At 66.6% G+C, this 20,278-nt stretch carries 12 protein-coding genes; 6 read left to right on the plus strand and 6 right to left on the minus strand.

Annotated elements, in window-relative coordinates; all coding sequences use genetic code 11:
• Positions 1-171: 171 nt before the first annotated feature.
• Together AZG88_RS13870 and AZG88_RS13875 are read left to right on the plus strand one after the other, a co-directional pair.
• Positions 172-9,075 carry a non-ribosomal peptide synthetase gene (locus AZG88_RS13870; RefSeq protein WP_061698018.1) on the plus strand — a complete coding sequence of 2,968 codons (8,904 nt, stop codon included), beginning with the start codon at positions 172-174 and terminating at the stop codon, positions 9,073-9,075.
• On the plus strand, positions 9,076-10,491 hold the full coding sequence (locus AZG88_RS13875) for a polysaccharide biosynthesis tyrosine autokinase (RefSeq protein WP_005238162.1): 1,416 nt from the start codon (positions 9,076-9,078) through the stop codon (positions 10,489-10,491).
• Positions 10,492-10,503: 12 nt separating this feature from the next.
• Here the strand turns inward: AZG88_RS13875 and AZG88_RS13880 are convergent, their stop codons facing one another.
• Together AZG88_RS13880 and AZG88_RS13885 are read right to left on the minus strand one after the other, a co-directional pair.
• Positions 10,504-12,846: a glycoside hydrolase family 65 protein gene (locus AZG88_RS13880; RefSeq protein WP_061698019.1), complete on the minus strand. Its 2,343-nt coding sequence runs from the start codon at positions 12,844-12,846 to the stop codon at positions 10,504-10,506.
• A gap of 2 nt (positions 12,847-12,848) precedes the next feature.
• Complete coding sequence (locus AZG88_RS13885) at positions 12,849-13,574, minus strand: HAD family hydrolase (protein ID WP_082764733.1); 726 nt, start codon at positions 13,572-13,574, stop codon at positions 12,849-12,851.
• A 202-nt stretch (positions 13,575-13,776) separates the two neighbouring features.
• On the opposite strand from AZG88_RS13885, the gene AZG88_RS13890 reads away from it, so the two are divergent.
• The gene (locus AZG88_RS13890) at positions 13,777-14,256 is read left to right on the plus strand and encodes an ester cyclase (protein ID WP_442971718.1); all 480 of its coding nucleotides are present in this window, start codon (positions 13,777-13,779) and stop codon (positions 14,254-14,256) included.
• A 109-nt stretch (positions 14,257-14,365) separates the two neighbouring features.
• On the plus strand, positions 14,366-14,842 hold the full coding sequence (locus AZG88_RS13895) for a hypothetical protein (protein WP_005238169.1): 477 nt from the start codon (positions 14,366-14,368) through the stop codon (positions 14,840-14,842).
• A 26-nt stretch (positions 14,843-14,868) separates the two neighbouring features.
• Here AZG88_RS13895 and AZG88_RS13900 read toward each other — a convergent pair whose 3' ends face one another.
• Positions 14,869-15,615: an alpha/beta fold hydrolase gene (locus tag AZG88_RS13900; RefSeq protein ID WP_061043851.1), complete on the minus strand. Its 747-nt coding sequence runs from the start codon at positions 15,613-15,615 to the stop codon at positions 14,869-14,871.
• Between the two features lie 190 nt (positions 15,616-15,805).
• Here AZG88_RS13900 and AZG88_RS13905 point away from each other — a divergent pair, with 190 nt between their 5' ends.
• Positions 15,806-16,174: a hypothetical protein gene (locus AZG88_RS13905; protein WP_005238174.1), complete on the plus strand. Its 369-nt coding sequence runs from the start codon at positions 15,806-15,808 to the stop codon at positions 16,172-16,174.
• A gap of 35 nt (positions 16,175-16,209) precedes the next feature.
• Here the strand turns inward: AZG88_RS13905 and AZG88_RS13910 are convergent, their stop codons facing one another.
• Complete coding sequence (locus tag AZG88_RS13910; protein WP_005238176.1) at positions 16,210-16,512, minus strand: hypothetical protein; 303 nt, start codon at positions 16,510-16,512, stop codon at positions 16,210-16,212.
• Positions 16,513-16,886: 374 nt separating this feature from the next.
• Here AZG88_RS13910 and AZG88_RS13915 point away from each other — a divergent pair, with 374 nt between their 5' ends.
• On the plus strand, positions 16,887-17,330 hold the full coding sequence (locus tag AZG88_RS13915) for an SPW repeat protein (RefSeq protein ID WP_025432050.1): 444 nt from the start codon (positions 16,887-16,889) through the stop codon (positions 17,328-17,330).
• A 78-nt stretch (positions 17,331-17,408) separates the two neighbouring features.
• Here AZG88_RS13915 and AZG88_RS13920 read toward each other — a convergent pair whose 3' ends face one another.
• Both AZG88_RS13920 and AZG88_RS13925 read right to left on the minus strand, forming a co-directional pair.
• Entirely contained in the window at positions 17,409-18,599 is a 1,191-nt protein-coding gene (locus AZG88_RS13920; RefSeq protein WP_061698021.1) for a TerC family protein, read from the minus strand.
• 124 nt (positions 18,600-18,723) lie between these two features.
• Complete coding sequence (locus AZG88_RS13925) at positions 18,724-20,217, minus strand: gamma-aminobutyraldehyde dehydrogenase (RefSeq protein ID WP_005238198.1); 1,494 nt, start codon at positions 20,215-20,217, stop codon at positions 18,724-18,726.
• Positions 20,218-20,278 lie beyond the last annotated feature (61 nt).

Below are 20,278 nucleotides of genomic sequence, written 5' to 3' on the forward strand. Positions count from 1 at the left end.
TTCTGTCTGTGCGAAAGGATATCTGTGACATAGGTCGCGGCGCGCACCGAACGAATTGAACGAGGGCGGTATCCGAGTATGGTTTCCGATACGGACTCTTCGACACCCATAGGTGTAGTGCCGCTCGGATCGGGTATTTCAAAACTGTGGCTGGGGGGGAATGTAGTGCGCATGCGTGACGATGCCGGTGAGCGCGACGCGCGAGCCTTCCCGCTCTCCCATGCGCAGAAGGGGCTGTGGTTCGCGCAGCAACTCGACCCGACGGTGCCGATCCTGGTGGCCCAATACGTCGAACTGCGGGGTCACGTCGACGTCGGCGCACTCAAGTGGGCGTCCGAGCAGGGATCGTTCGATATCGAGTCGCCCGGAATCCGCCTCGTCGAATACGCGGGCGAGCCATTTCAGTTGGCGGACGAGACGATCGAGGACGAACTGGGGTATGTCGATCTACGACTGCACCAGGATCCGGTCGCGGAGGCCCATCGGAGGATGGACGAACGACGGCGCAGGCCTCTGGACGTCTACCGTGACAGGTTGATCTCGGCGGAACTTCTGCACGTAGGCCACGACCACTACTTCCTGACGACGTTCGCGCATCATCTGATTCTCGACGGCTACGGCGCAATGGTTTTGATGAACCGTGTCGCAGAGCTGTACACGCACGCCGTCCAACGCACCGAAGCGCCGCCGTCGAAGGCGCTTCACCTGCGTCAACTCTACGAAGCGGAGGACGAGTACCCCGCCACCCACAGATTCCAGCTCGACCGCGAGTACTGGGCCGAACGGACCGCTGGTCTCCCCGAACCGGCCCGGCTGACCGATCGGAAGGCCTATCCCGCGGCAGTGTCACTCCTCGAGAGCGGGGTGATGAAAACTGAACTGGCCGACAGTATCGGCGCACTCGCCAGGCGCTGGCACTCGTCGGAGGTGCCGGTCGTGGTGGCGGCCTTCGCCGCGTATCTCGCGCGAATGACGGGAAGTGCCGACATCGTCCTGAGTCTGCCGGTCTCGGCGCGGACGACGGCGTCGGCGCGACGGTCGGGCGGCAGCGTGGCGAACGTGGTGCCGCTTCGGATCCGTATCGATCCGCACAGCAGCATCGAGGACGTCGTCCGCCGCGTCCAGCTGGAACTGACCGGGGCCCTCCGGCATCAGCGATACCGCTACGAGGACATCCTTCACGACATGCGGGTGAACTCGGACGGTCGCAGCAGTTTCGGTCCGATGGTGAACATCATGATGTTTCACCAGGAGACCTGGTGGGGTGATGTTCTCGGTGAGTTCACCGTCCTCACTGCAGGACCCGTGGACGACCTCACTCTCGCGATCTACCCGGCGGTAACCGGGCACAGCATTCGTGTCGACTTCGAGGCCAATCCGGCTCTGTACGAGCAGGCCGAGCTCGCGCGTCATCACGCGCGTTTCATGTCGTTCCTGACCGAGTTCGTCGGCGCAGCGCCCGCGGGCGAGGTCGGCGACGCGGCAGTGCTGACCAGTGGTGAACACGACTCGCTCGTCCCCGCGAGTGGACCTGCGCCGGCCGCCGCGGTGACTCTGCCGGAGTTGCTCGACGTGACCGGCGACTCGAGCGGCGTGGCCGTTCGAGCCGCGGGAGTCGACACGAGTTACCCCGAACTACACGATCGGTCCAACAGGCTCGCCCGCCGACTGATCGAGCGTGGGATCGGCCCGGAAGACGCCGTCGCGGTGATCGTGCCCGCCTCGCTGGAACAGGTGGTCGCCGTGTGGGCCGTGGCGCGATGCGGGGCCGCCGCCGTTCCGCTGGACCCTCACGTCGACGGCGAACGGATCGAAGATCTGCTCACGGATTCCGGTGCCGTGGCCGTGCTCGCCGTGGACGAGTCCGTCGTGCCTGCCGGCATCGACTGGATCGACGTGGCGGATCGGCCGGGAGATTCGACACCGATCACCGAATCCGACCTCGTTCGACCGCTGTCGCTCGATCACACGGCCTGCGTGGTCCACGGCTCCGCGGACAGAGCCCGTGGGGTGACGATCAGCCACCGGGCTCTGGCCGCGCGCGCAGCCGCGCTCGTTCGCGTCTATCGTGCGGACGACAACTCCCGCATCCTGATGGCAGGGCATCGGTCGTGCGGGCAGTCCCTGCACGCACTCGTCGCCGCGGTGTGCGGCGGGACACTGGTGATCGCACCCTGCGAACTCCGCGGCGGAGAAGAGCTGTCCCGCTTTCTGCGCCGCGAACGTGTGACGCACTGGGCCTCGGGGCCCGCGGCTCCGGCCGCGACCAACCCGACCGGCCTCGAGAGACTCCAGGTGCTCGCTCTCACGGGTCGCGGATACCCGGTCGAACTGGTGTCGCGCTGGGGTTCGGGCCGGACCGTGCTCAATCTGTACGGGCCGGGAGACTCGGGGGTGTGGGCCGCAGCCACGGATGAACGAACGCCCGCGTCGCCCGTGACTCTCGGACGACCGATCGCGGGAGTGTCGGCGGTGGTACTGGACCGGGCTCTGAAGCCGGTGCCGGTCGGCGTCGTCGGCGACCTGTACCTGTCCGGGGCCGGCCTCGGGCGCGGCTACGCGAGCCGACCGGCAGACACGGCGGCCCGATTCGTGGCCAACCCGTTCGATCCCGAATACGCGCGTATGTATCGGACGGGTGATCTTGCCAGGTGGACGGACGACCACCTGCTCGAATACGTCGAGCCGGCCGAGGACTCGGCGCTGCACGACGGTATCGCGTGGTGGGCGGAGGCGTTGCGCGGTGTGGGTTCCGCAGCGCCCCTGCAGACCGACCACGCCGGACGCGACAACGGCAACTCGACCGTGCACGAATTCTCGGTCCCGGCCGAGACCTGGAACGGCTGCGTCGAGTTGGCCCGGCACCGCGGGACTTCGCTGTTCGAAGTTCTCCACGGGGCGCTGGCGGTGCTGCTCGGGTCCTTCGGCGGCCACAGCGACATCGTCGTCGGTGGACGGGTGAATCAGGTCGGGTACGGGCACGTCCTTCCCCTGCGCACGTCCGTCGACCGGGACCTGTCCTTCGCGACGCTGCTCGAACAGGTTCACGAGTTCGACTCCGCAGCGTTCGAGTACGCCGACGCCCCGTTCGACCCCGACGACGAACTCTTCGGCGGTCGCAGGCCGCAGGTGATCCTGTCCCTTCGCTGCGGTGACGACACAGTCGACCGGACAATTCCGTCCGACCTCGAGTTCGCATTCGTCGCTGCCGGGGGACGCGGCGCACCGGCAACGCTGGGTGCGACGGTCACATACTCGCAGTCTCTCTTCGACGCCGGGACGGTACGGTCGCTCACCGAGGCGTTCGTCCCGTTGCTGGTGGCCGTCGTCAGTGACCCGGACGCCGTGATCGGTGAGATCCCACTGCCGGCAGCTGCCGCCATCGAGGGTGAAAGGGCGCCGAACGCAAGGACTCTCGCCGGCATCCTGACCGCCACCGCGCGCGCACATCCCGACGCGCCTGCCCTGACGGACGGCGTCGTGACACTCTCGTACCGGGAGCTCGCGCAGAGGTCCGATGCCCTTGCACACGAACTGGCTGTGCGCGGCGCGAGGCCCGGAACCGTTGTCGCGCTGGCACTACCACGATCCGTCGACTTCGTGATCGCGCTGTGGGCGGTCGCGAAGACGGGTGCCGCCTTCCTCCCGGTCGATCCGACGCACCCCGCGGAGCGACTCTCGACGGTCCTGCGCGAGGCTGCCGTGCAGGTGGGAATCGGCAGGGATACCGCCGAATCCGAATCGGTCGCGCCGGCCATCTCGTGGCTGACTGTCGCCGACGCAGTGCTCTCCTCGCCCCGCCCGGCGACGGTACCGGTGTGCCCGGACGACCTCGCGTACGTCATCTATACGTCCGGTTCGACCGGCGCCCCGAAGGGTGTGATGGTGACGCACCGCGGATTGTCCTCGCTGGTCGACGAGGCGGTGCGCAGGTATGACGTGAGCGCGGATTCCCGTGTCCTGCAGGGGTACAACCCCACGTTCGATGCGGCGATGCTGGAGATCCTCTTGGCGTTCGGCTCGGGGGCCTGCCTGGTCGTGGCTCCGGCCGACGTGTACGCCGGACCCGACCTGCAGCACGTCCTGACCGATCTCCGCGTCACGCACTACCTGTCGACGCCGGCCGTGCTCGGGTCGCTGGAGTCCTCGAAACTCGACGCTCTCCGGGTCGTCGCAGTCGGAGGCGAGGCGCTGACGGCCGAACTCGCCGCCGAGTGGAGTCGCGGACGGAAGATGCTCAACGCGTACGGGCCGACCGAGTCCACAGTGGTCGCAACCCTCGCCGAGGTCGACGAGCAGGTGACCATCGGTGCCCCCGTTCCCGGCACCACCGCTGTCGTCCTCGACGCACGTCTGCGGCCGGTCCCGGTAGGCGGCGTCGGAGAGTTGTATCTGCGCGGCGCGGGTCTTGCGCGGGGATACGTGGGGGCGTCGCAGCGTACCGCGTCCCGGTTCGTGGCTTCCGGCAACGGTTCTCGCATGTACAGGACGGGGGACCTGGTGCATCGGCGCGCCGACGGGCGACTGTCCTTCGTCGCGCGCGTCGACAGGCAGGTCAAGATTCGCGGGGTCCGGATAGAGCCGAGTGAGATCGACGTCGCGATCGCTCGCGTCGCGGACGTCGAGAGCGCGGTGACGGTGTCGCGTCCCAACGCGATCGGCGTCGACGCCCTCGTCTCGTACGTGGTGCCGCGCGGTCCCCTCGACGTCGAGGAGGTCCGTGAATCACTCGCACAGGTCCTGCCGTCCTACCTGGTTCCCACCACGATTGTGGTTCTCGACGCGTTCCCCCTCACCGCTTCGGGGAAGACCGATCTGGATGCGCTCCCGGTGCCGGTGCTGGAATCCCACGAGTTCCGCGCACCGAACTCGGTGGTGGAACAGGTGGTGGCCGGAGTCTTCGCGGAGGTGCTCGGCCTCGAGTCCGTGGGTCTGGGCGACGACTTCTTCGCGCTCGGCGGCAATTCGCTGATCGCAGCGCAAGTGGCGGCCAGGCTGGGCGCGGCCGTCGATGCGCACATTCCGGTGCGGATGCTGTTCGAGTCACCGCGGGTGGAGGCCTTGGCGACGAGAGTCGAAGCCGAGGCCGGAACCGGCCACAGGGTTCCCCTCGTCGCACGTGACCGGCCGGACCGGATTCCGTTGTCACCAGCGCAACAGAGACTGTGGTTCCTCAATCGGGTGGATCCGGAGTCGCCCGTCTACAACCTCCCGCTTGCAGTGCGATTGACCGGCGGACTGGACGTCGACGCGCTCCGGCACGCGGCGCGTGACCTGCTCGGCCGCCACGAATCGCTGCGCACCGTCTTCCCCGCCGTCGACGGGGTTCCCGCTCAGGTGGTACTGCCCGTCGACGACGTGCATCTCGATCTCACGCCCGTGGAGGTCTCGCAACGTTCCGTGGACGGAGAGGTGCTTTCGTTCCTGTCGGCAGGCTTCGATGTGACCGTCGACGCTCCGGTTCGTGGACGGCTCCTGAAGGTGGGCGAGCACGAACACGTTCTCGTGATGGCGGTTCATCACATCAGCGCCGACGGCTTCTCTCTCGCGCCCCTGGCGCGTGATGTCGCCACAGCCTACGACGCGCGCGCTCGTGGAGCCGCACCGACGTGGACCGCGCTCCCCGTCCAGTACGCGGATTTCGCTCTGTGGCAGCGTGAGACACTCGGTTCCGGCGACGATCCCCATTCCCGGGCGGCATGGCAGCTGGACTATTGGACGCGTACCCTCGCCGGGGTTCCGGACGTGATCGACCTGCCCACCGACCGGCCCCGCCCGCCCGTGGCCTCGTACCGGGGTGCGACTGTGCGCCTGAACGTCAGCGCAAGGACCCATCGAAGGCTCACTCTGGTTGCGCAGCAGCACAATGCGACGCTCTTCATGGTCGTCCATTCCGCTCTGGCGGTTCTGCTGGCCCGCCTGACGGGGTCCTCGGATGTCGCGCTGGGCACGGCGGTTGCCGGTCGAGGGGAGCGGGAACTCGACGAACTCGTCGGGATGTTCGTCAACACTCTCGTTCTGCGCACCGGGATCGATCTCGACGAGACACTGTCCGACGTGCTCGAACGCGTCCGGGAGACAGACCTCGCTGCACTGGCACATTCCGAGGTGCCGTTCGAGCAACTCGTCGAACGGATGAACCCCCCTCGTTCACAATCCTTTTCGCCGCTGTTTCAAGTAATGCTCGCATTTCAGAACCAGGTGGAGGCCACCTGGCAGTTGCCCGGACTGACGCTGTCTCCGATGGACTTCGACGCAGCCGTCACCAAGTTCGATCTCGACTTCTCCCTGGCCGATCGATACGACGGAGAGGGGCGGGGCGCCGGATTGTCCGGTCGGCTCACCTACGCGACGGATCTGTTCGACGCGACGACAGCCGAGCGAGTGGCTCGGCTGTTCGAGCACTTCCTCGACGTCTTCGCTGCCGACCCCACAAGCAATGTGGGTGATATCCGCCTCCTCACGGAAACGGAGACGTCCGACATCCTCGTGAAGCCGAACTGCACGGCGGTGGAGATCCGGCCCGAGACGGTGGTCGACCTGTTCGACGTCCAGGTTCGGCGTGCACCCGACTCGATCGCTCTGGTCTTCGAGGGCCAGGTCATGACTTACGCCGAGCTGGACGAGCGCGCGAACCGGTGTGCCCGACTTCTCATCGGCCACGGAATACGGCCCGACACGTTGGCGGCGCTGGCCGTCGAGCGTTCCCTCGAACTGGTCGTGGCGACACTCGCGATCCTGAAGGCCGGTGCCGGATACGTACCGGTGGACCCGGAGCATCCCGCCGAACGCATCGCCGCCGTGATCGAGGCGTCGGCGCCGAGGCTGATGGTGACCACGTCGACAGTCGGGTTGCCGTCGATGCCCGGTGTCCCCCACGTCGAGATCGACACTGCCGACCTCTCCGGATACAGCCCGAACCGGATCTCCGACGCGGACCGGTTGGCGCCACTGCACCCGGACAACGTCGCGTACACGATGTTCACGTCCGGCTCGACGGGCACACCCAAGGGCGTGACGGTGAGTCACCGCGCCATCGTGAACCAGCTGCACTGGCTCCGGAACGAGTATCACGTCACCGCTGACGATCGAGGCATTCTGCGGGCACCGTCCACATTCGACGTGTCCGTCTGGGAGTGCCTGCTGCCGCTGTGCGTGGGTGCACAGCTCGTGGTGACGCGTCCCGGGGGGCACCGCGACGTCGACTATCTCGCCTCGGTGATCCGTAATCGTCGAATCACCATGGTGCACTTCGTTCCCTCGGTCCTGGCGGCCTTCCTCGCGGATGGACACGGGGACTGCCTCACGTCCGTGCGCCACGTCTTCGCCGGTGGCGAGGAACTGTCTCCCGCGCTCGCAGCGAATGTCCTGGCGTTCGCGCCCGGTGCGTTCCACAACACGTACGGTCCCACCGAGGCTGCGGTGACGACCACGGCATGTGAGATCGTCGGCAGGCCGGAAGCTCAGGTGCCGATCGGGGGCCCGGTCTGGAACACACAGGTCTTCGTGCTCGACACGCGTCTTCGGCCCGTCCCGGCAGGTGTTGCGGGCGAGCTGTTCCTCGCGGGCGCCCAGCTCGCCCGAGGGTACGTCGGCCGAAGCGACCTCACGGCGGGCCGGTTCGTCGCCAATCCCTTCGGGCCCGACGGAAGCAGGATGTACCGCACCGGCGACCTCGTGAAGTGGGACGGATCCGGACGACTGGTGCACGTGGGACGCACGGACTTCCAGGTGAAGCTGCGAGGCCTGAGGATCGAGCTCGGTGAGATCGAGACGGTGCTGGAACGCGGGGAAGGGGTGTCCCGAGCAGCGGTAGCCCTCGTCGACGATGCGCGCGCGGGGGAGCACCTCGTCGGTTACGTGCGGGCCGACGGGGAACGAGTGCTGGATCCCGAGCTGATCAAGGCGACGGCGAGGCGTACCCTGCCGTCATACATGGTGCCTACTCGAATCGTCGTGCTCGAGGAGTTTCCACTGGGCCCCAATGGAAAGCTCGACCGCAGGGCGTTGCCGTCGCCGCAGTTCGAGGCCCGTGCGTACCGAGCCCCGGAGACCGCCTCCGAGGTCGCCGTTGCGACGGCGTTCGGCGACGCGCTCGGTATCGACAGGGTCGGTGCCGACGACAACTTCTTCGAGCTGGGTGGCAACTCCCTCCTCGCAGTGCGGGTGCTGAACCGGCTGGGATCCGAGACCGGGGTGGAGGTTCCGCTGCGCACGCTGATGTCCGATCCGACGCCACATTCGATCGGACAGCGCATGGACTCGGGCGAATCCGACGTGGACGAGGCACTCGGCGTCATCCTCCCGATTCGTACGGTCGGCACGCGCCCACCCCTGTTCTGCGTCCATCCCATCGTGGGCTTGTCCTGGTGCTATTCGGGTCTGGCCTCGCATCTGCATCCGGAGCACCCGATCTACGGGATTCAGTCGCCCGCCGTCACCGCTTCCGGACCGCCGCCCTCGTCACTCGACGAACTCGCGGCCGGGTATGTCGAGGAGATCCGCCGCATTCAGCCGGAGGGGCCGTATCACCTGCTGGGCTGGTCCCTCGGCGGAGTGCTGGCGCATGCGATGGCCGTCCAACTCCAATCGGTCGGTGAAGAAGTCGCGACTCTGGTCATGCTCGACAGCCGGACGGAGCACTCCGCGTCCGAAGCTCTCCCGGTCGGTGCCGAGGACTTGCTCGCCGGACTGGGTTTCGAGGACTCGCTACCGTTCCCCGTCGCGGATCTCACGACCGAAGCCGCGGTGAACCTCCTGGGCAGGCTGGGTGGGCCGCTGTCGGCGATCACCCCGGCCCATCTCCACAGAATGATCGGCGGAGCCGGACGACACCACGAGTTGACGAGGAGTCACGTACCCCGCGTCTTCCACGGCGACGTCCTGTTCTTCGCGGCGGGGCAGGAAGATTCGGGTGCTACTCGCGCGGTGACGGGCTGGGAGCCCTACGTTGTAGGGAGTATCAGTGAGCACGTCGTCGACAGCGGGCACTGGCACATGACGTCCCAGGCGGCGTTGAAAGTGGTCGGAGCGGTACTGCGTGAACGTGAAGTGAAACGGAAAGAGAGGGTGTAAGTGGACATCCAGGACTATGTGCGCATCGTCAAGGAGCGCTGGAAGATCGTTGCGGTCACCGCGGTGGTGGTGACGCTGGGCGCGTTCATTCCGACGCTGTTCACGAAGCCTGTGTATCAGACCTCGACGCTGCTGTACGTCTCGTCCACCCAGCCCCGCCTCGCCACGTACGCCGAGTTGCTGACCGGGAAGAAGCTGGCGCAACGGACGATCGACGAACTCGATCTCGACATGACGCCTGCCCAACTCGTCGCGAACGTGAAAGCGACGCCGGTGCCCGAACTGCTGCTGCACGTGAAGGTTCAGGACACCTCGCCGGAACGGGCACGCGACATCGCCGACACGCTGTCGGAGCAGTTCGTGTCGATGATGGACGAACTGGCGACGACCGATATCGAGGCCGCGGCCGCCAACAAGGAGGCCCAGCCGCCGCAGGTCCTGGCCAGCCCCGATACCGCGGAGTCTGGGTACTCGATCACCATGGAGGATCCCGACCCGAAGCCGGCGCGGGTGTCCATCGAGCAGAACGCGACGGTGCCCACCGAGGCGCTGCCCACGTCGGAGAACCGGAATGTGGTGCTCGGCCTCGCCGTCGGCCTCCTGCTCGGCATCGCGCTCGCGGTGATCCGCGACTGGCTCGACGCGACGGTGAAGGACCGGCGAGCGGTCGAGGGGCAGATCGGTGCTCCGCTGATCGGAACCATTCCGGACGGTGCAGGATCGTCCGGTGGCGTCGTGGATCTGTCGGATGCGACGTCTCCGGTGGGAGCGGCTCACCGGCAGCTGCGCACCAATCTGCAGTTCGCCGATGCGGCGAACCCTCCGCACGTCATCGTCGTTGCCAGTCCGTCACCGGGCGAGGATTCGGACGTGACTGCGCTCAATCTCGGTGTCGCCCTGGCGGCAGCGGGCCAGACCGTGTGCATCGTGGAGGCGGACCTCCGGAAACCGCTGGTAGCGTCGACGCTGGGAATCCACGGTGCATCCGGTGCAGGACTGAGTTCGGTGCTGCGCGGCGAAGCCGACCTGACGGAGGCAATTCGTACCACGACGTACGAGCATCTGTCCCTGCTTCCGTCGGGGCCGCTGCCGGCGAATCCCAGCGAGCTTCTCGGCTCCGCTGCTGCGAGATCCGTCGTGGCTACCCTGCGAGACCGGTTCGACTACGTGGTGTTCGCGGGCGCCCCGCTGCTCCCGGTCACCGATTCCGCGGCCCTGTCCGCGATCTCGGACGGTGCGCTGATCGTGGCCCGATACGGCAAGACGAAGCGTCAGCACCTTGCCGAGGCCGCCGACAACCTGCGCGGCGTCGGCGCGACAATCCTCGGTGGAGTGCTGGTGGGTGCGCGTGAGGGAACCCGCGGTCACGACGCCTACCGGGACTACCTGGAACCGCACCAGGCCGCGACGGTGTAGTCGAGTTCAGGCTCAGCCGCCACGACGCGCGGGTGCCCGGCCGTACGGTTGCCGTACGGCCGGGGTGCTCGGCAGTTCGGGGATCGGCCGCGTGACCGGGAAGGAGTCGAGTGTGAACGAGTTGCCGTGATGGGCAAGCTGAACCGGTTCGCCGGACAGCAGGCGGTAGGTAGCGGTCTTGGCGCGGACGTCCACGTGGATCTGGCTGCCCCGCACCGTCATCCGGAACGACAGATTGACAAGCTGTGGTGGTATCCGCGGCGCGAAGGAGATGTTGCCGCCGTGATCGCGCATTCCACCGAATCCCGCGACACACGCCATCCACGTTCCGGCGAGTGAGGCGATGTGCAATCCGTTCTCCACGTTGGCGTGGAGGTCGTGGAGATCGGTCAGAGCGGCCTCGGCGAGGTAGTCGTAGGCGAGTTGAAGTTGCCCGACCTCGGCGGCCATCACGGACTGCACGCACGCCGACAGGGACGAGTCCCGAACCGTCAGTGCCTCGTAATAGGCGAAATTGGCGATCTTCTGTTCGTGGGTGAAGGCGTCGCCCCGAAGATACATCGCCAGCACCAGGTCGGCCTGCTTCACCACCTGCTTGCGGTAGAGATCGAAGTACGGGTAGTGGAGCAGCAGCGGATAGTGCTCGGGTGGTGTGCCTTCGAAGTCCCACTCGGCGTGGTGCGTGAAGGCGTCGGATTGCTGGTGGACGCCGAGAGCGTCATCGAACGGGATGCGCATGTGCTCGGCGGCATCTCGCCAGAGCGCAGCTTCCTCGTCGTCCACACCGAGCTCGCGCGCCAGGCCGGGGCGTCTCTCGCAGGCGGCCGCCGCGTCGCGCAGATTCTTCTGCGCCATGAGATTGGTGAACACGTTGTTGTCGGCGACGGCGGTGTATTCGTCCGGTCCGGTGACACCGTCGAGTCGGAACTCGCCCTGCGCATTGTGATGGCCGAGCGACGTCCACAGCCGGGCGGTCTCCACGAGCAGTTCGACACCGCATTCGGCTTCGAACTCCTCGTCCCCGGTCGCGGCCAGGTACCGGGACGTCGCCGCGGCGACATCGGCACCCACGTGGAAGGCCGCGGTTCCCGCGGGCCAATAGCCCGAGCATTCTTCGCCGTCGATCGAGCGCCACGGGAACACGGCGCCTGCCTGCCCCAGCTGTATGGCGCGGTTCTTCGCCTTGTCGAGCGTGGAGTGCCGCCAGCGCAGCGCGTCGCGGGCCGAGTCCGGCACCGTGTACGTGAGCAGCGGGAGGACGAATGTCTCGGTATCCCAGAACGCATGCCCGTCGTATCCGGGCCCGGTCAGGCCCTTCGCCGGGATCGCCCGCGATTCACCGCGAGCACCCGCTTGCAGCACGTGGAACAGCGCGAACCGCACCGCCTGCTGAAGTTCCGCGTCGCCGTCGATCTCGACGTCCGCCGTCTCCCAGAATGCGTCGAGATACTCGCGCTGCCGTTTCAGCAGGGTTTCCCAGCCGGTTTCGAGTGCGCCGGCGAGCGCCCCCTCCACCTGGCCGCGCAGAGCCGGAGTCGACCGCCGCGCCGACCACCCGTACGCCAGGTATTTCGTCACCCTCAGGCGTTCACCCTGCGGGATGTCGACGGCGACGGTGAGCCGTGCCAGATCCTCCTCGGTCTCGATGCTGCACCGCCCGTTGGCGGGGTAGTCGATCTCGTGGTCCATCCCCGCGGCCATCCGCAGTCCCGACGCCCTCGTGTGATGGGCGAGCACAGCCTTGAAGTCGTGGGCGGCAGCGAAATCGGAGACTAGCGGACTGTCCAGGGCGGCAGCCACTCTCGGGTCGTCCGTGCGGGCCGGGATGTGTTCGTTGGCGAGCAGATCCGACTGCAGGACGAGTTCGATGTCGCCGTCGAGCGGCTCGACCTCGTAGTGGATGGCGGCGACCGCGCGCGAGGTGAACGAGACGAGTCGTTCCGAGTGGATACGCACCCGGCGTCCGGTCGGTGACGTCCACTCGGTGGTGCGGCGCAGGGTGCCCGAGCGGAAGTCGAGGACGCGCTCGTGTGCCGGTGCACTCCCGTACCGCATGTCCATGGGCTCGTCCTCGACGAGCAGGCGGATGATGCTGCCGTCGGTCACGTTCACGACGGTCTGCCCGTCCTCGGGGTATCCGTAGCCCGCCTCCGCGTACGGCAGGGGACGTTGCTCGTAGAACCCGTTGAGGTAGGTGCCGGGGAGACCGCGCGGTTCACCCTCCTCGAACGTGCCACGAATCCCGATGTGCCCGTTGGACAGTGCGAAGGTGGATTCGGTGGCGTGCAGCGCCTCCAGATCCAGTCCGCGCCAGCGCAGCTGCCACGGCGAGATCTCGTAGCCCTTGTCGTCCATGCTCACCTTTCCAGGAGTTCGGCCAGGTCGTTCACCACCACGTCGGCGCCGTGCTCGCGTAGCGCCTCGGCCTGATCGTTGCGATTCACCCCGACGACGTAACCGAATTCGCCCGCCCGCCCCGATTCCACTCCGGACAGGGCGTCCTCGAACACGGCCGCCTGATCGGGATGCACGTTGAGGGCGCGAGCGGCTGCGAGGAACGAATCCGGCGCGGGTTTCCCGCGGAGACCCTGCTCGCTGATCACCACCCCGTCGATGCGAACGTGGACGTAGCGGCTGAGATCGGCCGCGTCGAGGACGGCCTTGCCGTTCGCGGACGACGTGACCACGGCGATCTTCAGACCGGCGTCGTACGCCGCGCTGATGTAGCGGACCGAACCGGGGTAGGGGCTGACGCCTTCTTCCTCGATGACTTTCAGCAGCAGCCGGTTCTTGCTGTTCCCGACACCGTTCACGGTCTCGGCGCCGGGCGGATCGTCCGGCGACCCCTCCGGCAACGTGATGCTGCGGGACGTGAGAAAGGTCCGGACCCCGTCGGCGCGGGGGCGTCCGTCGACGTAGTCGTAATAGTCCTGGTCGGTGAACGGCCGGAAGTTCGCGCCCTCGCGATGCTTCAGGAACTCGTCGAACGTGCGTTTCCACGCCTTCCGGTGCAGCACCGCCGTCGCCGTGAGCACACCGTCGAGATCGAACAAGCAGGCCGAGATCGCATCAGGCAGTCCCATCACCTCCCCGACGGTACCGCCGTCGACGGCGGTTTCGCTGAGGCGCGCGCAAATCCCGCACCCGATCGGACTGGCTCAGGTCGTTGACTTCCAGTCGGCGGCGGTCGAATACTGAGAGTTCCCACCGACTGTTGCGGAGTGCACCGTGAACGTGGACGAACCGGCCCCGTCGGAGCAAGTGAAATCCCTCGCCGTTCGCGCGATGGAGATCATGGCGAACGGAAGCCGCGCCGATTTCGATTCCGTCGTCCACTCGGGCGCATTCAATCGGGAGAGCGCGACGGAACCCCCGCGGACACGAGGGCGCGGGCCCGACGCGTTCTACGCTTCCGCCGTGTGGCTGCGGTCCGCCTTCACCGAGCTGCGGTTCGATGTCGAGCATGTCGTGGTCGAGGGCGACCTCGCCGTCGTCCACACGATCATGAAGGGCAGGCACGTCGGACCCTTCGTCGTCTACGACGAGCCGGGATCGATCGACCAGGTGTTCGCGCCCACGGGGCGATCGTTCGCGGTCAACCAGTCGCACTGGTTGCGCGTCGAAGACGGTCGCGTCATCGAGCACTGGGCCACCCGGGACGATCTCGGTCAGGCGGTCCAGCTGGGCTGGGTGCCGCCGACGCCGCTGTCGATGGTCCGCAATGCCTGGGCCAAGCGTGCGGCGCGCAGGAACGCGCAGAGCTGAGCCGCAGTTCGTGTCGGAAGGGTGACGATTCCACGCAAAGGCGCCAAAACGTACCAAACGGACCGTATGTTCCGTTCGATCGATAGATACTCGAACGAAGGAGACGGTCTTGAAACGCTCGGTGGTTATCGCGGCAAGTTGTGCACTCCTGACGCTGTCGGCCTGCGGGTCCGACAGCGAACCGACGCCGACATCCGAAACGGCCGGCTCGACCACAAGGGCGACGCCCGCCGCCGCCACGACCACTCCGCCGACATCGGAGCTCGCACCGCCGGCTGTCGTACCCGAGTCGAACGGAGGCGGCGGCGGTTCGTCGGGGACCGGGCAGGGCGTTTCCGGCGGGGGTGGGCAGGCTCCGGTCGCAGGTCAGCAGCAGGCGCCGGTGGTATCGCCGCCTGCAGTGGTTCCGCCGGCGGTCGAGCAGCCCGCCGCATCCTCGCAGCCACCTGTTGTCGAGGAGGAACCGCCGGTAGCTGAGGAGGAGCCCACGGTCGACGAGAACGAGCCGCCGGCCGAGGGTGAGGATCAGGAGGCCGAGGGCGAGGAGCCGCCGGGAGACGAGGAACCGGCACCCGAGAATCCCTGAACTCACCCAGCCTGCGCGGGCACTGGTCATTCGCTCAGTTCGTTGACGCGATCCGCGAGCAGCGCGCAGTAGGTTCTCTCGGTGCCCGGGGCGAGCCGCACCCCGTAACTGGTGTGGTCGCCCCGGAACAGGTAACCGTTCACGTCGTCGATGGCCTCGGAGTATTGCTGCCACACCGTCCACGGTCGCCACCAGTTCAGGATCACCGCCTGCCACCGGCGGGTGCGGAGCCGGTCGAGGAGGTCCGCCACCCACGCCGCCGGGTCGGCGAGGGAGAAGGCCGCCGACTGGTCCGCGAACGTGCGCAGCGGCGAGTTGCCCGGACAGCAGCAGATGACGTCCAACGGGTCGGCGATCTGCCACACGGGCATCCCCGTGATCGGGCGTTGCCCCGCGATTCCCCAGCCCGGCAGGTCCGGAGATGCCGGCCGCAGCGGATCGGCGATCAGACCGGCCCCGCGAACGTCCAGCGAGGGATGCTGCCCCCGTCCCACCTCGGCCGCCACGTTGCCGGCGAGCGCAGCGCCTCCCGAGTAGCCGAGCAGAACAACGGGATTCGGATCTTCCGCGATCATCCGCAACAGAAGCGTGCGTCCTTCGGACAGCGCCTTGTCGAACGCCGATCCACCCGGATCGGGCACCGGTCCGTAACTTGCCTCCCACGGAACCTGCTTGACGACGAACCGTGCGGGATCCAGCAGTTGTGTGGTGTTGGTGAGCATGTTGACGCCCCGATCCTCACCGATGCCGCGGCAGCACAGAGCAGTGATCATGCAACCTCCCAGGTGAGTGCCGATGCGCACCCGAGCACACTGTGCCACTCACGTGCGGGGGTGTCCCCTGATCGGGGGAGTCGAGATTCATCCGATGCACCGCCTGATCGGGGGACAGACGTCGGCGTTGCGCCGGGAGAGAGTTGTCCCGTACCGGGATCAGCCGTTCACGTGGACAGGAACCTTTGGCATGTCACCCATCTCCAGCATCGAGGTCGCCCGAGCCCGTCGGTCTCGCCGTGTATTGTTCGTCGGCAATCCCACCCGCTACAACGACGTGTCGCAGTGGGCGATGGTCCGGCAATGGGTGGCGCTCCACGGGCTGGAACCGATCCGTGAACTCGAGGGAGACGTGCTCTGCGTCATCGTCACCGAGGACATTCTGGACGGGCGGTGTTCGCCGAAGGAATCGGCCGCCGTTCAGCACGCCCATGCGCTCGGCGTGCCGTGCATCAGCGTCCACGACACAACTTTGATCTGGCAGGTCACCGCTCGCGTGCGGTCACGGATACGCGAGTCCGCGGTCGTACCTGCGGGGGTGCATCGCGACGGCGCGTGAGCCGAGAGCAGCGTAGTCGCGGGTGAAGTGGTGGTTCAGAGCCGCTTGCGGAGGAGGCGTCGAGGGCGCTTCGGCCTCGGGTCCCACGATCCAGCTTGGCGGAACCCCCAGATCGCGATTCCGAGTGCGACCGCCGACAGCAGGTCGGACACGGTCAAACCGTGTGGAGAGTTGAGTGCCCAGAGCACTTGACCCTCGAGCGGACCGTTGCCGAATAGCCACAGCACGGCGGCAGCGACGGTGGCTGCGGCGGTCAGGCGGGAGGGTCGTGCAAGGCACAGTGTGGTCGCCGCAAACAACAGGTTCATGAACACGAGTGGATAGAAGGGCAGCGCCATCCCGCTATCCTTCCAAGCTGCGCCGGGACTGCGCGCGCTGGGGCGCGGTCACGCAACCGTTCGGTCGGGCGGGTCGTTCTTTCTTGTCGCGTCCTCCCTGGCGGGCAGTTCGCGCAGGTCTTTCTGCCGAATCGCTCTCCCGATGAGGATCGCGAGCGGCACCGACAGTGCTACCCACACGAGCGCGACCCAGGCAATCCACCACACAATTCGAGTATGCCCGCCCCTGGACGCTTGCCCAAGGGCGCCGCGGTCCGTGGGGACTGGTCGGTAGCACAAACTCGCAAAAATTACCTGGTTATCGCTGGTTTGCCGTGCAAAGTTCGGGGCACCCCCTTCGGTAGGGATTGGTTCTCATTTCAAGGAGGTGGGTGATGACGACACCAGGTATGTCGATCGAGAGACACCCTGATATCGCCGAGTTGCGGGCTCGCTACGACCGAGTCTCGGAACAGCCGATGACGCAGGTCACCGAGGGCTTGATGTTCATGGCGGGCCTCTACATGGCGGCGTCGCCGTGGATTGTCGGGTTCGCGAGCCAGTCGGGCCTGGCGATGTGCAACCTGTTGTCGGGTGTTGCGGTGGCACTGCTTGCCGTCGGCTTCACGTCGGCCTACTCACGCACGCACGGCATGGCGTTCGTCGCGCCGCTGCTGGGTCTGTGGATGATCGTCAGCCCGTGGCTGGTCGTCGGAGTAACCACCACGGCGGGAATGATCTGGTCGAACGTGGTCTGCGGCATCGTTGTCTGTCTGCTGGGTCTCGGTATCACCGCCATGGGAATGGCGGACGGCGGAATGCGCATGAGGAGGAGGTAGTCGCGGCGCGTGCCTTCATGGGGATGGGGCACGAGTCACAGAAGCGCCCGCCGATTCGGTGGGCGCTTCGTTGTTCGCCTAATTCTGTTTGAGGAACGCGTCGTGCTCCTGGTGGGAGCGTTTGATGAGGTCCATGAGTGCGGTTTCTTCGCGGACCATCTTCTTGAACTTCGGGTCGAGCTTCTTGAGCTGTTCCTCCTCATTGAGCAACTTGTCATACATGCGTTCGCGCTCGGCCAGGTCGGCGGTGTAGTCGAGGTCGAGGTAGTTGATCGCGTGCCGCCGGGCACCGGCGATGGCGGATTGTGCCCGGCCCCGCTTGCTGGTGAGCGACGCGATCACGGTGATGACGAGGATGCCGATGATGACGGCCAGCGACGCGAACGTGCTGATCTCGATGACGTTCACCGGTTCGCCGTCGTTGACGAACGGCAGGTTGTTCTCGTGCAGCGCATGCAGGATCAGCTTGACCCCGATGAACGCGAGGATCGCGGACAGTCCGAACGACAGGTAGATGAGGCGGTCGAGGAGTCCGTCGAGCAGGAAGTACAGCTGCCGAAGACCCATCAGCGAGAACACGGTGGCCGTGAAGACGACGAAGACGTTCTGGGTGAGGCCGAAGATCGCGGGAATGGAGTCGAGCGCGAACAGGATGTCGGTGCCGCCGATCGCAACCATCACCAGCAGCATCGGCGTCATCGCCCGCTTGCCGTTCTCGATGGTGAAGAGTTTGTCGCCGTCGTAGTGCTCGGTGGTGTGCATGAACTTCTTCGCGATCCGGATGATGAAGTTGTCGGCCGAGTGCGAATCCTCGGTCTCGGGTCGCAGCATGTTGCCGGCGGTGATCAGCAGGATCAGGCCGAAGAAGTAGAACACCCACGCGAACGAATTGATCAGCGCGGCGCCGAGGAAGATGAACGCGGTCCGGGCGAAGATCGAGAACACGATGCCGAACAGCAGGACCTTCTGCTGGTCTTCGCGCGGGACCCGGAAGCTGGACATGATGATGAGGAAGACGAAGAGGTTGTCGACGGACAGCGCCTTCTCCGTGACGTAGCCGGCGAAGTACTCCGAGCCCATGTCGACGCCACCGAAGATCAGGACCGCGACTCCGAAGAGCAACGCGAGTCCGACGTAGATCGACGACCAGATCGCCGCTTCCCTCAGCGTCGGGATGTGCGCGTGGCGGACGTGGAAGAAGTAGTCGAACGCGAGCAGCGCGATGATCACGATGATCGTCACAATCCAGGCGAACGGGGTCACATGCATCGTCTCTGCCTTTCAGCTGAAGCGAACGCGCCTGTTCGTCAGCGTAGTCGCGCGCGGGGCGCGACTTGGCAGAACCGCCGCTGTCGCCGGGACGGCACACGAGCTGCCGTCCCGGCGACCGGGCTCATCGTCGGTCGCCGAACACCGTCCGGTGCCAGTCCTTCCTGGCGGTTCCGGTGATGTCGGACATGACGTGCTTGACGTTGGTGTACTCGTCGAGCGAATACGTCGACATGTCCTTGCCGTAACCGGACGCCTTGTACCCGCCGTGGGGCATCTCGCTGATGATCGGGATGTGGTCGTTGATCCAGACACACCCTGCGGCGATGTCGCGGGAGGCGGTTTGAGCCCGGTACAGGTCCCGCGTCCAGGCGGACGCCGCCAGCCCGAAGTCGGTGTCGTTGGCGAGTGCGATTCCGTCCGAATCGTTTTCGAACGGCAGGACGACGAGAACCGGGCCGAAGATCTCCCGCTGCACGATCTCACTCGACTGCTCGGCACCCACGACGAGTGTCGGCTCGTAGTAGAAGCCGGACGCGAGGTCGCCCCCGGGGACGGATCCGCCGCGGACGATCTTCGCCCCGGTGTCGCGGGCGCGATCGATGAATCCGGCGACGTGCTGCTGCTGTCGCCGCGACACCAACGGACCCATGTCGGTACCGGGATCGGACGGGTCGCCCAGTCGGACGGTATCCATGAGCGAGGCCACCCCGGCGACGAAGTCGTCGTACAGCGGGCGCTGCACGTAGGCGCGGGTGGCCGCGGTGCAGTCCTGACCTGAGTTGATGAGGGCACCGGCGACGGCCCCGTTGATCGCGGCCTCGAGGTCGGCGTCGTCGAACACCACGAAGGGGGCCTTCCCACCCAGTTCCAGATGGAGTCGCTTGCCCGCCGCGGCGGCCGCGATCTGCCGTCCCACGGGCGTCGATCCGGTGAAACTCACCATGCTCACGTCCCGGTGCGACACCAGCGACGACCCGGTCGTCACGCCGCGGCCGGTGATCACGTTGACGACGCCGTCCGGCATTCCGGCTCGGGACGCGGCCTCCGCGAACAGCAGCGACGTGAGGGGAGTGATCTCCGCCGGTTTGAGCACGATGGTGTTGCCTGCGGCGACCGCGGGCAGGATCTTCCACGCGGCCATCTGCAGCGGATAGTTCCACGGCGCGATCGAGCCGATCACCCCGACGGGTTCGCGGCGGATGCTGGACGTGTGGTCGGGTGAGTACTCGCCCGACGCCTTGCCCTCCAGATTGCGGGCCGCGCCGGCGAAGAACGACACGTTGTCGATCGACCCGGGAACGTCGAACTCGGTCGACAATTTGAGGGGCTTGCCCGTCTGCCGGGTTTCGGTGCGTGCGATGTCGTCGGACATGTCCGTGAGCTCGGCGGCCCATCGAGTCAGGACGGCGGAACGCTCGCCCGGGCTCGTCGTCGACCAGTCCGCGTAGGCGGTCTTCGCGGTGGCGACCGCGTCGTCGACGTCGTCCACCGACGCTTCGGTGCGGGAGGAGATCACCTCACCGGTGGCCGGATCGAGCACCTCGTACCGCTCGGCTGCCCGGCCGTCCCGGTAGCGGCCGCCGACGTACAGCCCGGGAAGGTCCTGGTGGTTCACAGCAGGGTCCAGGCTTCGGTGAGGACGCTGCGGAGGATGTTTTCGATTTCGTCGAATTCGG

Source organism: Rhodococcus sp. LB1 (assembly GCF_001583455.1).
GTDB lineage: Bacteria > Actinomycetota > Actinomycetes > Mycobacteriales > Mycobacteriaceae > Rhodococcus_F > Rhodococcus_F opacus.

Bases quoted from the DNA above. Each gene is read 5' to 3' on its own strand.
- AZG88_RS13870 (WP_061698018.1), top strand. From the start codon at position 172: ATGCGTGACGATGCCGGTGAGCGCGACGCGCGAGCCTTCCCGCTCTCC.
- AZG88_RS13880 (WP_061698019.1), bottom strand. From the start codon at position 12,846: ATGGACGACAAGGGCTACGAGATCTCGCCGTGGCAGCTGCGCTGGCGC.
- AZG88_RS13885 (WP_082764733.1), bottom strand. From the start codon at position 13,574: ATGGGACTGCCTGATGCGATCTCGGCCTGCTTGTTCGATCTCGACGGT.
- AZG88_RS13890 (WP_442971718.1), top strand. From the start codon at position 13,777: ATGGAGATCATGGCGAACGGAAGCCGCGCCGATTTCGATTCCGTCGTC.
- AZG88_RS13900 (WP_061043851.1), bottom strand. From the start codon at position 15,615: ATGATCACTGCTCTGTGCTGCCGCGGCATCGGTGAGGATCGGGGCGTC.
- AZG88_RS13905 (WP_005238174.1), top strand. From the start codon at position 15,806: ATGTCACCCATCTCCAGCATCGAGGTCGCCCGAGCCCGTCGGTCTCGC.
- AZG88_RS13910 (WP_005238176.1), bottom strand. From the start codon at position 16,512: ATGGCGCTGCCCTTCTATCCACTCGTGTTCATGAACCTGTTGTTTGCG.
- AZG88_RS13915 (WP_025432050.1), top strand. From the start codon at position 16,887: ATGACGACACCAGGTATGTCGATCGAGAGACACCCTGATATCGCCGAG.
- AZG88_RS13920 (WP_061698021.1), bottom strand. From the start codon at position 18,599: ATGCATGTGACCCCGTTCGCCTGGATTGTGACGATCATCGTGATCATC.